The organism is Peptoniphilus sp. DNF00840 (genome assembly GCF_001553125.1).
Lineage (GTDB): Bacteria > Bacillota > Clostridia > Tissierellales > Peptoniphilaceae > Peptoniphilus_A > Peptoniphilus_A vaginalis.
Genome location: NZ_KQ960252.1, coordinates 20253 through 37504, shown reverse-complemented (window position 1 = coordinate 37504; position 17252 = coordinate 20253). Strand labels below are relative to the sequence as shown.

The 17252-nt window shown below is 35.6% G+C and carries 6 protein-coding genes; 1 reads left to right on the top strand and 5 read right to left on the bottom strand.

Going from position 1 to position 17252, the window contains the following annotated elements; all coding sequences use genetic code 11:
• Positions 1–11: 11 nt before the first annotated feature.
• From HMPREF1864_RS07835 to HMPREF1864_RS07825, 3 genes are read right to left on the bottom strand one after another with little or no spacing between them, the layout of a single operon-like run.
• Positions 12–3863: a hypothetical protein gene (locus tag HMPREF1864_RS07835; RefSeq protein ID WP_062572229.1), complete on the bottom strand. Its 3852-nt coding sequence runs from the start codon at positions 3861–3863 to the stop codon at positions 12–14.
• Positions 3864–3911: 48 nt separating this feature from the next.
• Positions 3912–8144 (bottom strand): hypothetical protein, encoded by a 4233-nt coding sequence (locus HMPREF1864_RS07830; protein ID WP_062572228.1) that lies wholly within the window; start codon positions 8142–8144, stop codon positions 3912–3914.
• Between the two features lie 11 nt (positions 8145–8155).
• Positions 8156–12274, bottom strand: a complete 4119-nt coding sequence (locus HMPREF1864_RS07825; RefSeq protein WP_062572227.1) for a hypothetical protein — start codon at positions 12272–12274, stop codon at positions 8156–8158.
• Positions 12275–12664: 390 nt separating this feature from the next.
• Here HMPREF1864_RS07825 and HMPREF1864_RS07820 point away from each other — a divergent pair, with 390 nt between their 5' ends.
• A complete protein-coding gene (locus HMPREF1864_RS07820; protein ID WP_062572226.1) occupies positions 12665–14122 on the top strand; it encodes a hypothetical protein in 1458 nt (485 codons plus the stop codon).
• A 513-nt stretch (positions 14123–14635) separates the two neighbouring features.
• Here the strand turns inward: HMPREF1864_RS07820 and HMPREF1864_RS07815 are convergent.
• On the bottom strand, positions 14636–14806 hold the full coding sequence (locus tag HMPREF1864_RS07815) for a DUF362 domain-containing protein (protein WP_062572225.1): 171 nt from the start codon (positions 14804–14806) through the stop codon (positions 14636–14638).
• A 272-nt stretch (positions 14807–15078) separates the two neighbouring features.
• Positions 15079–17136 carry a heavy metal translocating P-type ATPase gene (locus HMPREF1864_RS07810; RefSeq protein WP_062572224.1) on the bottom strand — a complete coding sequence of 686 codons (2058 nt, stop codon included), beginning with the start codon at positions 17134–17136 and terminating at the stop codon, positions 15079–15081.
• Between the last annotated feature and the right edge of the window lie 116 nt (positions 17137–17252).

Here is a 17252-nt window from a genome sequence, read left to right as displayed (position 1 = left end):
ATCCTCATTGCTTATGATTGTGATCCTTCTGCTGCTGCTTGTGGTTGGTTTGTAGGAGGAGTAACATTTTCCCCTGTCACTGGTCTTACTGTCATAATCGCTGGTGTGTTGAATTTACTGATATCATTATTTGATACATCTTTTATAACGATAGCATAAATACGTTCATTGGCAACCAATCCATTTTCATCTGAAATACTTAAACTTCCCATTCCTGATGAAATTGTAACTTCTCCTAAACTTATTTCATTTCCACCATTGACTTTATATAACTTAACAGTTGCACCTTCTTCAGCAAATACAAGTATTTCTTTTTCGCCAGCATATCCTTGTTCAATAGTTACTTTTTTGATTTTGCTCTTATCGAAGCTATTGTTTTTATCTACATCACCAGTTGATGTCTTCTTCTCAGAAATATTTGCAAGATTATCCTTGGCAGTTAAAGTGTATTCATCATCAGTAGTTATAGGCATATCTATTGAAAATGCTCCATCTGTACCAATTTCAACAAATGTATCAGTTTGATTTGGACCTTTTCCTTTAATCTTAACCCAATAAACTCCTGCCGGTGTATCTGTTACCTTTCCAGTTATTGTTGCTATATGAGGTGTCTTCTTTACAATCTTCAAGTCAGCAAATGTAGGTCCTGCCAAATCAAGAGTTATAGAATCTGATGTCTTTTCATTCATTCCCGGTTTTGTTACCTTAACCTTTACAATGTCTTTATCCACTACAGTGTTTGGAATTTCTACATAGTTATCGCCTTTTTGTGGATTTGTGACAGTAGCTACTTCTGTACCATCTTCTTTTACAATTTTATAAGTTGCTCCTGTTGTTGGATCATTTGAAAAGTTAACTTTTAGTACCTTTTGAGCAGTATTATCATCATCTTTTTTATCAGCAGGAAGAGCTGGACTTACTGTTTGAGTAATGCTTGGTACCACTAAGGCTGTTTCAGACTCGTAGTAAGCTTTGACAGTGATTACGCTCTTACTTGTACCTTGAATTTCAGTTGCTCCATCAAGTTTTTTTGTCTCTTCACCTTTTCTCCACTCTTTAAATTTTTGATCTATTGGTGGAGTGATACCATCATCAGTAGTATTATCTGTGGCTACGAAGTTAGTAGCAGAAAATCTTGCTAGATCTGCATAAGTTTTTTTAGAAGATTCTGAACCTGCAACTCCTGCTACGCCTACTCTTACCTTGTATGAATTTTTAACATTTCCTTTTAAGATACCTCCGTTGCCATCAAAAACAACTCTTAGATATCCTTCTTCATCTTTATTGTCATCTTCTTTGATATCTTTATCAAATTTAGCGATATAAGTTAATTTAGTTTCTCCTGCTTGTACAAGCTTTTCCAATTTCTTATTTTCATCAGTCGGAAGAGTCGGATTCCAATTTACGAATCCATAACCAGTTTCTGGTTCAAATTCACTTGGAATAACAAGTTTTGCTTCTCCTTTTGTTGTATCAGGAGTATATTCTTTGGCTTCTTTCCAAGTCATATTCTTTAAGATGGCATAGAACTTATTTCCACCCTTAATCTTACCATTTGCTCCTGCTTTAAAAGCTACAACTATATAGTCTGGATCTGGTATATTTGTGTCTGGAATTGTAGGTCCTTTAGGATCTTCAGGTTCAGTTCCTGGTGTCGGTGGTGTAGGTGGCTTTGGTGTAATGTCTATAATGCTCTTTTTCTTATCATATTGAGCTGTTACAGTCAATTCTTTCTTATCTTCACTTGTTGCATTTGTACTATTAATAACAAGTGTGTCTGCCTTGTCCCAAGCGTTTGGATCTTTCTTTTGGCTATATCCTACATTTGGTGTAATTTTTGGTTTTGTGTAATCGCCAACTTTTTTATTTGCCTTTTCTAAGACATCGATAATTAGGTCGGCTTTATTGTCAGTAGCAATTGTACCATTTTCACCAGCAGAGAATTTTAGACGAATATATCCATCTGGAATTGGTTCAGTTGTTTCTTTGCCTCTCTTGATTTCATTTTGTTCGAATTTTGCGATGAAAGTCTTATCTGTAAGTTCACTAATTTTTTTAGTTCCTTCAGGTAATGAAATTTCAGTGCTACCATCTTTTGTCCACTTTGTGAAGGTGTAGTTGTCAGCTCCTGTTAATTTTAAAGTTGTGCTGTCAATAGATGGTACGTCCATCTTAGGATCTGCTGATTTTGCATCAGCCCAAGTTGATGTTTTTAAAACAGCATAAACTTTACGAGTAATATTTTTGCCTGCATTTAAGAATCCGTGTTCATCAGATTTGAAAGTGATTAGTTCATAATCATCATCAGGTATTTCTCTCTTATTATTATCACCTTCAGGTTGACTTGGATCAAAATCAGGGTTTGGTTTCTTTGGCAATTCTGGTGTAACATTTGGATCATCTGGTGTTTTGTCTACAACCTTATCCTTTCCTGTAAATTCAGCTTGATAAGTTGCAGTTTCCACTGTTGTAGTATCTTCAGGTAAGCCAGCTTTTTTATCTAATGCACCATTTACTTCTTTATACCAAGCAACAAACTTATTATCAGTATTAGGTACTGGTACAGGTACTGTAAGTTTAGGTTCAGCTTCTTTTGCTTCGCCCCAAGTTAAGCCTTTTTGTACAAAGAATCTTGTCTTCATACCAGTTTTTAATGTACCATTTGCTCCAGCTTTGAAGTTTACTTCATAATGTGTTGAAGGACATGGTGTAGGTGTTTCACCTTGACCTGGTTCATCTGGAATTATAACTTTGTCTTGCTTAATAAATTTAACAAGTCCACCCTTAACGCAGTCATAAGATGTTTCAACCTTAAATGCTATATCTTTATCTTGTTTATCTTTTAAAGTTACATAGCCATCCTCGTTCCAACTGAAATTTTCTGCTCTTCTTAGATGATATCTATTTTTACTAATAATAGACAAATCATTTAAAGCTATTAATTTTTGATCTCCAAAGTCTTTTCTTAGGACTGTTTGTTTCTTAGAAAAATCAATAAAGTAATTGGCTCCACCTTGAATTCTGCCAAAATAAGCTATTAACTTTTGGCCATCTTTAAGTTCTGACTTAATATCTTTTCCATTCTTATCAACAACTTCATTTTTCATAGTAGAATTTGCAATTTGAATTAAGTGTAACTCTATATGAATATAATCTTTATTATAAGCAGGGTCTGCATTGCCCTTTCGAACTCTTAATTGAATATTATATTCTACCGCATCATCCGCAACAATTTCGTAGTCAAATGCCTTGCCGTAGTCATCATAGATTCTGACATTTTCTGCCTTTTCTCCAACTATTCTTCTTCCTTCTGTAACATCCTCAGATCCTGCAGCATATTTAAAGGTTACAATTCCTTTTGCATTCCCTGTTTTAGCATCTGTTGCAGTAAGACCATCTTGAAGAATCTCATCGGATTCAAAAACATTTTTAATGTTTCCCCTAGAGTCTATTTGATTAATCTTGATTTTAAATCCATCCTTTAATCCAATATCATTAAGATTAATTCCTCCTGCCTCAGTTCCTGCTTTACTATTTTTAGTCAATATTTGTAATCTTAGAGGAAACAAAAACTCTGTTTTTGGGTTAAATCCCAATTGAGGATCTGGTTCTACACTTCTAAATGAAACGCCATTTGAGAAAAGTCTAGCATATCTCTTAACTCGTATTGGATTTTTTGCACGATAACTTTGTTCTCTTCTTGTTTGAGTACTTTCGTATTCTGAAAGCCCAAAATCTTTAGCATTAAAGGTCAACTTTTGACCTACAACATTTCCTTCTGACTTTGCTAATACTGGTTGGGCTATGATTGTGCTCATTAGCATGAATAGCAAAAGAAGGCTTGAAATAATCTTTCTTTTCATACTTTCTCCTTTTTTAATTTTACATAAAGTCATAAGAATTTATATAACTTATTTAACAGTTATTACTGTAGCTGTAGCCTGACTTTGATAACCATATTTACTTGCTTTAACATAAATTGTCTGTCCTTTTACAAGTGAACTTTCAAGCTTTACTACTGTCATAGAATCAAAAGTGGCAATTGCACTTCCAATTAACGTTTCAGTTTCACCATTCTTAGTAAATACTTTTACTTCAGCTCCCGGAACTGTGAAAACTAAAATCTCTGTTTCACCAGCAAAAGGTTGCTCAACGTGGGCACTTATCTGAGGTTGCTCTGCAAGATTTCTCATATCAGTCTCATCAGTCTTGTTTCCAAACTTATCCTCAGCTATAAGAACAATATTTTCTCCTCTTGCATGTTTACGGATTGTCGCAATAAATGTTCCATTATCACCTATATCAACTGTTCTAATAATTGTATTGTCTGAAGTTTTTAAAGTGATTTTTCCTGGCAAGTTTTCATCTTGTATTAAACCTGAAATTTTTTGTGCTTGTCCTGGCATATTTTCAGAAACAATATTTTTTATTTCAGGTGCCTTTTTGTCTAAAATCAGCTTATTACTTACGCTTTCTCCGTAAGCCGCATCAGTTCCTTCGTAGTAGGCTTTTACTTCAACGGAATCACCATGGTAAACTTTTCGTTCTACTCCTGATGTGTTGTAGGTACTTGGTAAGGTTACAGTAAATTTACCTTCTTTATCATAAGGAATTGGATCCATGTCCACTTTATTTCCTAAAATATAAAGAGCAAGTTTTGTTCCTTGTGGTTGGCCTGTGATTGTTCCTGTGATTGTTGTTTCACCACTATCTGTATTATGTCCTTGTTCTATTACAGGTTTTGGCAATTGTGCCTGACTTGTAGATTTTGCATTTGCTACAAGGACTGTGACTTCTTTTCCCTTTTCTCCAAGGACTTTAACTTTTGGAAGGTCTTTAAGAAGAGTATCCTTGCTTACTTCTTCATCCTTTAAAGTCGGTTTTGGATCTTGTTTGAAGTCATTGTTAAGCAAGTCTTCCTCTGTCATATAAGTTGCAATTCCTGATGCAGGTTTTGTGATCTCATATGCATTCATAGCCTTCCAAGTTACCGGTGCTGTAAAGCCTGCTTTTAGTTTTAGACTTGGCAACAAGGCATCTTTAACTTTTTCACCGTCTGCACTAAGGATTGGGAATTGATTTTCAAGTAATTTGAAATCATCTTTTGCCTTATAGATATAAAGACTGTTGTCTTTTATCTTTTCTATTCCGTCACCCGGCACAAAGGCTAGATATCCATGGTCTTTTGGTAGTGGCAAGAATCCTATGTCGCTTGGTTGCTTGTCCTTATTAGGGTCAATTGCAAGGTCCGGATAAACATAAAGGTCAAAGTTTTTGTTAAGACTTGTGTTTTCGTCAAGTTTAATCTTTACTTGACTTGTTATCATCTTCATTGCCTTTGGTTCTTGCAAGCTTGTATCTAATGTTTTTGGAATTTCAAAAGTAATTTTATCTTTTACTTTATCCCAAGTTTCTTTTATTTTTACTTTATTCGGATCACTTTCTACATTGTCATTTAGTCCGACTTGTGCCTTGAAGTCTTCTTGACTTGGTTTTTCTCCTTCCCAAACTGCAAGGGCTTTTACTTGCAAGTATGGAAGTAGGGTCAATAGGTCATTACCACCAAGGTTTTTGATAGCCTCATCTATTGCTTTTTTAGCTTTATCCAATGCTTCTTGTCTTTCCTTAGTTGGCGTTGTAACTTTTGGACTTCCATCGTCGTTAATCAACTCTTTGGCCTTGTCGATAGCTTTCTTTAAGTCATCTTTCTTTTTCTTATCCAAGGTGTTGTCTTGTCCAAGATTCTTATCAAGTTCCTTACCAAGATCATAGCTTTCCTTTAGTGGTCCAGTGTTTAGTTGAACCCACTTAGTCCACCAGTGACCCTCTGTCTTATAGCCAGGATGCATTACTTGAACTCGGATTTTTTCTCCTGCAACAAGTTGTCTATTGGTTTCAACTATATAGTTCCCAGTGGAGTCCAGAGTTGCTTTTCCTAACAATTCTTTTTGTGTTTCTCCGTCCAATAGTGCGATAGCAACACTACCACCCTTGTATTCTGGTTTTTCTTTTCTCAAAGTGACTTTTTCTTGAGTGTCGCCTGCCTTAAAGACTGTGCTGTTGTCATAATCTGCATGATAAGCTTCCACTTTAACTTTTTGGTTTTTAAGTTCTAAAGTTGATCCATCTTTAAAGGTTACTTTTATGTTGCCAACTTTATCTCCCGCCGTATCGGCGTTTCTATTAGATATGTCTTCTACCTTTTCTATTGGAATATCGCCATTAATTTCTTCTGGGAAGGTTTCATTAGCTTTTGGTTGGCGTTTTTCAACTGCACCCTTCCAAAGATCTTGAATCTCCTTAATTACATTATCCTTAACTGCCTGATCTGAAATATTCTTAATGTCATCATCTTCAGGATTTAATATACGACGTTGAAGGACATTTATATCTTTAACTTGTAGATAATTTTTCCATTTGTCCGCCATCTTTTGATCCTTATATGATGCATATAAGTTGACGTCGTGGCTATCTGCTATTAACTTTTCTGAAGTGTAGACGCCGTTTTTAACTTCTCCTAATATATTGGCATCCGATACCTTTTCATCTGTATGCCATGCCTTGAAGGTCATAAATGGACTATCTGCCTTTGGATAGTATCCGTCTGTTGCCTTCATGATTTGGTCTATAGTAGCAAAGTCAATAGGGGTTTCTTTTCTAATCCAAAAGTTTACTTGGTTGCCCTTTGTTTCATCTTTTCCATCTTTTTTTCTATAGATTTTACCGTCACCACGTTCTTTTGTGCTTGCCTTACTTGTTCCATGTAGGGTAAGAGTTACGTAGTTGTCGCCAGGATTGTCAGCTACATCATCTTTTGGAATGATAACCTTAGTAGGTTCATAGTTGGCCTTTAAGGTTGTTGTTTCAACATATTCACCTGTTTTTCCTGAGAATATATTTTCTAAGCCTTTACCCGTCCAAGGATGCTCTTCATTTTGAATTTCGCCTTTATCTCCTTGGGCTGTTATAGCCCTTAGCTTTTGAAGCAATTCCCCGTCGTTCCATTTTGTTTCATTTCGCACATCAAGATAGGAGCACGCTTGTCCCTTAAAGTTTCCATTTTGGATTTTACCACTTACTGTTTGATTGCCAATAGTTGTACCATTAGCATCTAGGGTAATACGTTGATATCCATCGGGAACTTTACCAGCTTGATCTGCCGGCACTTCCATAATTTTCGGCATAAGCTCTAGTTCGATCTTTCCGCCGACGCCTTCCTCGTAGCTTGACTTAATGCTTTTAACGCGTTTGCCGTGTCTAAAGTTTCTCGTCCAAACCCTGTCACCGACAAGATTGGTTCCGTAATTATCTAAGACAGCTACTTGCGGTATTTCTTTTGTAAAGGCATAGCTATCGAATACATAGATGCCATTTTGGTCGCCGATGTCCCAAAGGTTGTAGTCGCCCGCTTCTTTTGGTAAATCGAAGGCATCGATGTCATCGTTAGTAGCCTTATCACTTGTCAAGAATTTTACCTTTAACTCTTCCGGCACCATGTCACTAATATCACCCTGATCGGATGCACTAAATTCTGTTCCATAAGGGGTCTTATAGCTTACATTTAGCATTGGCTTGTTGTATTCCATAATCTTTGTTTCCATAGTGTAAACACCATGAAGTTCACCCTTATCCGAAACACTATGGTGGGCTTTTTCTTGTATCCAACCGGTGGACTCTTCGTAGGTTGCTGGAATATCTTTTCTCTCGCTAAAGTTGTTGTCTGTATGGAAACCGTAAAACTCTCCATTAAGAGGTGGAATATCAAAAGACCAAGTTAATGTCGGAATGTTCTTTGGTCTTGTTCCATCTTCATAACCTGTAGAAAAATGTGAGCCTTCGTTGGGATCGGCTTGGTAGGAAGAATCATCCTTAAAATAGGTAATCCATTGTTTATAGACACCAATTTGTCCGTAGCCCATATTTCTAAAGTAGGTGTTCCATGGGAATGCTTTGCCTTTTAAACCCTGAGCGCTGACTTTACTTTGTACGCCAATAGGAATGGCATCATTTTCATCTCCTGCATCTCTTGTTTGGTAGCTTTGGGAAGACTTGTTTTGAGTGTCCTCTTCTGCCCAAACAGATGCGGATGGAAGTAACATTAAACCTGCTAGGAGGATTGAACATATTCTATTTGAAATTTTCATATCATACCTCCTTAACGTACCTTAACCCTATATGGGTAAGTTGTTTTACCATTTAATGAGCCACTAACATCAATAATATCACCAGGTTTTAGACGATCATCCTTACCGCCTCCTGTAAACCTAAATCTACCTGTATTACCGACTTCACTTAGGGTGAATTGTGTACCACCTCTAATAACTTTTACAGTAACACTTGCGCCTTGGCTGTCATTTCTTCTATTAACATAGATATATTTTGAGTAACGTTTAGGTTCTACAACTCCGAGTGTAATGAAGTTTGGAACATTGATTTTCGTCTTTATGGTTTTGCTATTGCCAAAGTAATCGATATAGGTAACGGAAATATCTTGTCCTAAAGGTGCAATGCTTGTGCCTATAAATTCTCTTGTTCCATCATTGTTCACTTTTACGCTATTGAGTTGGAACTCTCTAGTCTTACCAGGATAGCTTATCTTAATTGTATGGCTCGGTTTTACATCTTCACTCATAATTGCCTTGATACTTGCCCTTAAAGAACCTGGGCTTGTAATGGCTTCTGCCCTATCTAATTTTGCCTTTGTATCAAGTTTTAAGGTTTCTTCAGAGTAAACTGCCTTTTTCTTCTTTTCTATACTTACAATATAAAAAGTATTGTCATCCAAAGCTTCTGATTCCGGTTTTGGAATCTTGAAATGGATGGTACTGTTGGAAGGCAAGGCTTCTCGTAGGTAATAAGTGTAGTAGTTTACACCATTGACCGTTACCTTGTAGTTGTGTCCGTTTTTGCTATCCGCCGCAATTTGTTTGTCTACTTCTGCACTGATAGCTTTGGCTTTGTCCTGTACAAAGGAATCGGCAATTCCTAGGGCATATGACGGATTTTCTTTTGCTCCGGGAACGGCACTGATGACTTTATCATACTCTGTCTTATTCACTAGGGCGTAAACTGTTCCTTGTTTTGCTTCATAAAGAGTTGGAGAAGGAAGTGTCGCTGCAATTACAGTATATTCTTTATTATCTTTAGTTTCATTGTGTTCTTGTCTTAAATGAACAAGCCTATTAGAATCACGCAAAGGTTCAAAGGTAACTGGTGTAAATCTGGATTCTTTTTGACCCTTCTTGTTAGATACCCTCATTTTATCAGTCTTTTGTTTACCATCACTGCTTTCGGTACAGAAGAATTTATTAACATCCGGATTTTTAAAAGCCAATCGAACAGCAGTATGGTTTTTATCTGTAAATTCCGCCTTGAACAAATCTGGAGATGCAGTTGTTCCATGGACTGTCCATGTTCCACTTGCCTTGTCTAAAGTCAATTCATATTCATAGGTTTCACTATCTTTAGGAGTATAATAAATGTGAATCTTATCTACATTTTGTGCCCCAGGAGATTTATTTTCACTGTAGCTAATGATAGCTTCAGTATCGCTATGGGTTATGGTATCTACGTTTGGATTTGGAACATCAACAGGAATATTTGCAACTTTAATTTCGTACCCATTGTAGTCATTAGTACCTTCTTGTTCTTTGCTTTGAATTGTTTTTCTAGTAGTTGCTGCTGTAAAGGCATCAACTTGTCCCTTAGTTTTTTCACTAGGTATGGTTACTGTTTGCAATTTTGCAACTTGTCTACCATCACTCCATGGATCTGCTGGAGCATCTGGATTGATTCCGGCTCCTGATGCGTGGTGGAAGATTTGTACTCCCAATGTCGCCCAGTCATTTGTAAAATTGATGTAATCATTCATATATTCATCAGGCACTTCTACAAGTGAATAGGATATACGTACACCAAATTCGTCATAGCCTCTAACTTTCCATTGTGGTTCATTATTTCCTTTATATTCTTTTAGGACTGTTTGCTTGTAAGCATTCCAAGATGTTTCATCTACACCATAGTCTCTTGGTCTTAGAGGGTGGTAGTTTGCATCTACGTGAACTGTTGGGTCATTAAAATTAGTTACATGAGTTCTGTATAGAAGACCCATATAAACTTTTGGTTTATCCCCATTGTAATCCTCGTACTTCTTCTTAGTCCAATCGTATTTTTTGAATTCTTTTTTCGCTGTTACAGTGATATATGGCTTGTAGTTGGCATATAGATCAATTACACCTTGGTTGTCCCTTGCAATCTGTTGCAAGTCCCCTTCAAGAACCAAGTTGAAGCCGTTAGGTAGATATGGTGGATTTACATACTTACCACCTTTTTTTGTCAAATTCTTACCGTCTTGTAGTTGCTTCAAGGTGTAAACCATATACTTGCCTTCTGCCTTGGCTGAGATTTGGTTGGCATTGTCTACTAAGTGATCTCCAAAGGATACCTTTAAGCCTTTTTGGATTGTCCAACCAACGAAGGATTCATTTTCTCTTTTAAAGTCAGGTCCAAGATTTCCCGGTGTACTTGAATTGTAATAAGGTTGATCAATTTTAACTGATGCCTTTCTATTTTGGAACATATCCTTGGTAACTGGGATTTCTTTTATTCTTTCATCTTTACCATCTTTTCCATTATGAAGGACTATCTTTAAGATAGGCTTATAAACAGCGTAAAGAGTCTTAGCTTCAAGTTCTTTCTTGTCGCTTTGATAAAATACATTCTTTTGTGGATCAAAGGCATCTTTTTTGCTTTCTTCACCATCTCTAGACCAAGCCCAGTGGGAGAAAACCATGTTTTCTAGCTCAGCCGTTTCCCCTACACCAGGGTAAACATTGTTGGGATAGCCAAGTTCCGGATCCATCCCTGTTTTTTTCGCCTTGTCGATTTTTTTATTCTTGTGGATATAGTAAAAGCTTTCAGGTTTTTCATCTTTTTTTACAAGTTTTCCACCTTGGAAACTGTTATAGTCAAAAGTTACTTTTGCATAATCCTTCTTAACGTCTTCGCCATTGTAGGCTAAGAATTCCTTAGGCTCCCCTTCCGAACCCTTGATCAAATCTCTTTTTAGCTTCAAATGGTCTGTAATATCCATCTTCACCGGTTGATTAAAGTTAAGGTCTGTTCCAGAAGCACCCCTCATGGTATAGCTTAAATTCATCTTGGCTACAACTTTTTTCGCCTGTTGATCAATTTCGTAGCTTACGGATCCATTTTGGATTGCATTTAGTACCTTATCTTGGGTTGCTTTACTTAAAGTTCCCACAGACCTCATTGCTGCTTCTGTTTTCTTTTTGGAATCTTCCTTTAATAGTTTTTCTATAGCTGCTTTTTCTGTATCTGTTAATTGCAACTTATTGTCTACATAAATATCCTTGGTCATGTCCATACGGGCAATGGCTCCCACACCCATGGACCCTGACACTCTAAAATGTCGTTGGTAAGAATACAGATTGTTACCGTAGTCGCGAGTACCGGCAATCAAAACAACCTTGGAAAGGTCTGTTCCCTTGCCGTGACTGGTAGTGAACTTCCAAGTGCTCGACGCATCGGCTTGGCTTGACCAGTCGTTGAGACAGTAGCGGAAGGTTCCGTACTTGCCGTCTCCAACGCCTTCTAAAACATTGTATCGACGCCAAAAATTCAAGGTGTCGAAAAGATCTGTTCCTTGGAAGGCACTTTCCAAGTACTTATAGTTCATATTAAAGTAGTTGGTATTGTTTCTATATTGATATTTACCGTCATCTTCAGAACGCCAGCGGTTTTTGTCCGGGTTGTTGAATCTCTGAACACCGTTGGTTCCTTCTTGGTCGATTCCTACATTAAGTACATCTTTAGATGCAACATTCCAGTCTCCGCCTTTCCCGTAGTCATAGCGCCATTTTGTTCGATTTATTTTCACATCTTTGGCGCTATCATCTGCCATATGTGGCAAAAAAACGACGTGCTTTATCCCGCCGCCGTTACCGCTGGTTAAGGCACTATGCCATATACCACCTTTTGGCATAAAATCAACTTCCCAGTCGATCTTCCCCGTGTCGGGATGTTCTGTTCTTTTGATATTGACATAATCATCATAAGAGTATTGGAAGTTATCATCTCTAGTGACTGTTTCCATGGCATCATCTCGGATGTCTATCGTATTTTGTCTTTTTTTATTTTGCCCAAAACCTTGGTGCCATCCGTTCCCAAAGGAAACGTTTGGTACAATTGATATGGCAATTATTAAGACAAATATGCCGATCAAATTCCCTAAATGCTTAGGGCTTTTTTTCATAATCAATTCCTCCTTTTGCTCACTTATCTTCTTGCAGTTATTTTCTATAGTTCAGAATATTATTTTATACTCAATCCCCCCTAAAAAGAATCTACCTGAACTTTTCTAAGTTATTATACTCTTTCCGTGTATGTTCTTCTATGACCCTTTTTAGGATTTTATGGAATTCACAACCCAACTTTTCAAGTTTTTTTTGCTTGTTATGATAAAAGCTTGTATTTATGCCTTTTCTTCTACCCCCCCCTAGGTTTTTTTCTACTTTTGTATTTAATCTTTCAATTATCTTTAACTTATTCCTGCTTTAATAAGGCTTTTTATTTACTTTTCTTTTTCACTCCTTTATACTAAATATAGATATCCATATATTTTATTCTGAAAGGAAATCTTAGTATGTATTACGAGACTCTCTTAAAATTATTAATTAAAGTAACTCATTTAAAATCAAAGGATCTTTCTCAAGAGTTGCATTACGACTCTTCTTACTTTAGTAAGTGGCTAAATGGACACTACTTGCCCAGCTTAACTCAGGTCGAAACCACAAACTCTTATTTGTCTAACCGCTTTGCAAATGTTATTTACCGTAACAATCTTCAAGAAGATGTGCGTGATTTTTTACCAGGTAATCTTGATTTGGCTTCAAAGGTAATTTTGAAAAAAAGCATCTATAATGCTTTAAATTCTTCCTATTTTAAAAGTTTTTATAAACGTGATGAAAATTTAACATTAGTTGATGACAATCCTTTTCAAACTATTATCGGTTTAGATGCAATTAAACAATTTTTGTTTTTTCTCTATTCAAAACCCTTAGGTCCTGAAAAAGTACACTTATTTTATCATATTAATCATTCTTTCCTTAAGAGCATCTTTGACAGTTATCAGAACCTGATTCTATTTTCAAACGAAACACCTGTGGTTGTTCATTTTATCTTAGAAAATCCCGGTTCTTTTTTTCAGTTTGATGATTTTTATGATATTTATTATATTTTTACAGAAATGATTTATTACGATCTTTTTATTTATAATCGTACAGTTTCCGCTGGTCAACCAGAGTTTATTTATGTGCGTAATCATTTTGTCCTTTTTTTCAATATGGATGAAAATGGCTTGCCAATTATTTGTAATTATGTCACTGATCCCGATGTTCTCGAACAAACGGAAGCTTATATAAAGTCTTTAAATCTTCATCAGCATACGCTGATGAAAACTATTCAAGACCCTTATTTTGAGGTGGATTTTTTCCAAGGAAATAATTACCGTGATCATAATCTTCATATTTTTGATTCTTTTTTCGATGGTTCTTTCTTAAATGAAAGCTTGATTAACAAAATTTTAAAGCGAAATCACATTAAGAACTTTGATAGCGAAGTATTAAAAAATACACTAAAACTAAAAAATGCTACTTATCGCAACGGAAATATTACTATTACTATTAACTCAGTCCCTTTTTTCCGTTCCCTTAGAGACCATAAATTATCATTAGCATCTCACATCTTGGAAATGGATAATGACGATATGAAAAAATGTATTGATATTATGTCCAAAGGATTGGAGTCCATGAGGACCTCTCATTTTTATATGATCGACCCTTATGCAAATGAACCTTTAGATTGGGATTTCCCCCTATCTTTTTACATGACTGACCACAACTTCGTAGCCAAAAAATTGTATTCCTCTTCAAAATGGCGATTTAAATACATTATTTCTAACAACCCTGAGTTTGTTAAATCCTTGAGGGAATCTTTCAATTTAATACGCAATGCAGCCTATGCCAAGGAAGTAACTCCTTTAAGGATTAAAGAGCGACTTCTGTCTACTTACCACACCACAATAACTTTGGAAGATGAGTAGGCTTATGTTAAAAGATAATTTGTGAAAAATTGTCGACTATCGTAACTTGTACTATAGTAGAAATTAAATTTTATATTTTAATATAAAGAGCTTGACAGTATAACAAGGAACTCATCCCTGTGGTGGCGATAAGCCAAATATTAAATAAATATAAGAGATATTTAAGAACTATTTCAAATATTTTAGAGACTCGTTAAATCAATCGAGTCTCTTTTTTATGTAAAGAAGAAAAATAGTATCCACTTTTAACAAACTCGTCAAAAGAAGGAAGTTATTATCCTTATAAAGGCTATCAAAAACTAAATCATTAAAACCAATAATTTCATCTTATTATTTTGCCCTTATATGTAACTCCTAGCTTTAGGTTTTTAGTTCTTTTAAGTCTAGGCCTAAATACGTATAAGTGTTTTTTGCAAAAAATATCTGCTGGAGATTTCCCCAACAGATATTTTAGAGTTATGATTTTGAGCAAACAAAAAAGATAGGCCGAAACCTATCTTTTCTTTAAGTAAATTAGTCTTCTGGATTTGGAGCGCCTACTGGGCAAACAGCTGCACAGCTACCGCAATCGATACATTGAGAGTCATCAATTGTATAGATATCTCCGTCGCTAATACATCCAACTGGACATTCTGCTTGACATGCACCACATGCGATGCAAGAATCGTTAATTACATATGCCATATTAAATTACCTCCATAAAAAATTATACCAAAATTTATGAATTCCCTTATTCATAATCTTATGTCACTATATTAACATAATACTTTTAATTTTTCAATCATTATTATCCTTTTTTTATGATAAAATATCGCTAATTTTGTAAAAAATTATAGGACTTAAGCATTTACAAGGCTTAAGTCCTATTTTAAAATTTTTGAATTATCAATTAAGCTTTTTTTATCAATTCTTGTATTCATTAAAACTAATAAACCATAGCATTTTACTGTGATTTATTATTCTTTAAAAACTCTAAGGGCATTAAGGATACAAATCAAGGCAACTCCAACATCAGCAAAAACTGCTAAAGGCATGGACACATAACCCACAGCCCCAAGTCCTAATACTAAGACCTTTAAGAATAGGGCTATAAAAATATTTTGGTAGGCGATCTTCTTTACTCTCTTAGCAATATCAATTGCTCTTACAATAGAAGAAATATCATTTTTTAGGAGAACAATGTCTGAAGTTTCTATTGCAATATCTGATCCTGAACCCATACTGATGCCAAGATAGGCTGATGCAAGTGAAGGAGCATCATTTGTTCCATCGCCAACGAAGGCAACTTTTTTATCCTTTTCAATTTTCTTGATTTCATTTACCTTGTCTTCTGGAAGAAGAGACCCCTTGTAGCAATCAATTCCGACTTCTCTTGCGATTTCTTCAACAACCCTGTCCTTGTCGCCTGAGAACATATAGGTCTTAACTCCTCTTTGATGAAGTTTATTGACGCTGTCCTTAACTCCATCTTTTATTTGATCTTTAAGTTTTATAACTCCAAGGACTTTTTCCTTGTCGGCAACAAATACATCAACGAAGTTTGATTCCTTGTTCCCTTCAAGGTCTATACCAAAGTCTTCCATTAATTTTTTATTTCCAACAAGGTAGGACTTGCCTTCAAGCTCAAATTCTATTCCCTTACCGCCAAGATTGTTCAAGTGGTCAGGAGTTTTTTTACTCTTAAAGGCTTTTACGATTGCCTTGGCTATTGGGTGAGTTGAATAAGTTTCTCCCACAGAAGCAATTTCTAATATTTCATCTCTTGATGCAGAGATTTCTTCTACTTCTGCAATAATAAATTCGCCCTTAGTTACTGTTCCAGTCTTGTCAAAGGCAACTCCACGGATGTCAGTTAAGGCTTCAATAGAATTTCCTCCCTTAACAAAGATTGACCTTCTTGAAAGAGATCCTATCCCTGCAAAAATTGTCAATGGAACTGAAATAGCAAGGGCACAAGGACAAGAAATAACTAGAAATATTGCTGCCCTGTAAAGTGCTTCCTTAAATGTATGATCTGTTGCAAAGTTAAGAACTAAAAATAAAATTACTGCAAGACCTATTACTATTGGGGTGTAAATTTTTGCAAAACGTGTTATAAATTTTTCAACCTCTGCCTTGTTGACGCTGGCGTTCTTTACCATGTCAATAATTTTTGCAATAGTTCCTTCATTGTAAGTTTTTGTAACTTCAACTTCAAGAGAAGAGTCTAGGTTTACAAAACCAGATATGATTTCGTCCCCTTCTTCAAGAGAAACTGGAGCAAACTCTCCGGAGATATTTGAAGTGTCAAGATTAGATGATCCCTTTAAAATTTTTCCATCTAGGGGAACTTTTTCTCCTGGCCTAATTAGAATAACTTGTCCAATAGCAACTTCACTTGGATCAACTTTTTTAATCTCTCCATCAATCATTAAGTTGGCAAAGTCTGGCTTTAACTTTAAAGCTTCTCTTATGGATTTCTTTGAAGAGTCCACAGCCTTGTCTTGGATAATTTCTCCCACGCTGTAGAAAAGCATAACTGCTACAGCTTCTGCATACTCGCCAGAAATTATGGCAGCAAGAGATGCCACTGTCATAAGAAATTTTTCATCCATAAATTTGCCAGTGACAATTTTTGTTATTGAAGGCTTTATTACATCGTAACCAATAATAAGATATAGAACTAAATAAGAAATAGTTGTAAATTTTTCATTTAATTTTGCAAAATGTAAAATCACAAGTCCTACTAAGACGATAATAGACTTGTATATGGAGAAACTTTCTTCTTCCTCATCTTCTTCTATCTCTTCACCAAGGTCTTCTGTTACGAAGACACCATCTTCTATGGAGTCAACAATCTCTTGGATTTTGTTTCTTAGTTCACTTGTCTCTTCTTCTGATTCAAAGACAAGCTCGTCATTTAGAAAATCGTAGTGAAGATTTTTGAGTTCATCTCTTGACTTAAGTTCCTCTTCTATCTTGCCTGCACAGTTGGCACAAGTAAGTCCTCTTAAGTGAAAAATATATTTATTCATAAATTTCTCCTTTTTATTTTTAATACTTCGATACTTGTTCATATATTCATTATATTTCATCCCTTATGAATGTCAATAGATTTTTTGTCTTTATTTTTTTAAGCTTTTATGAGATA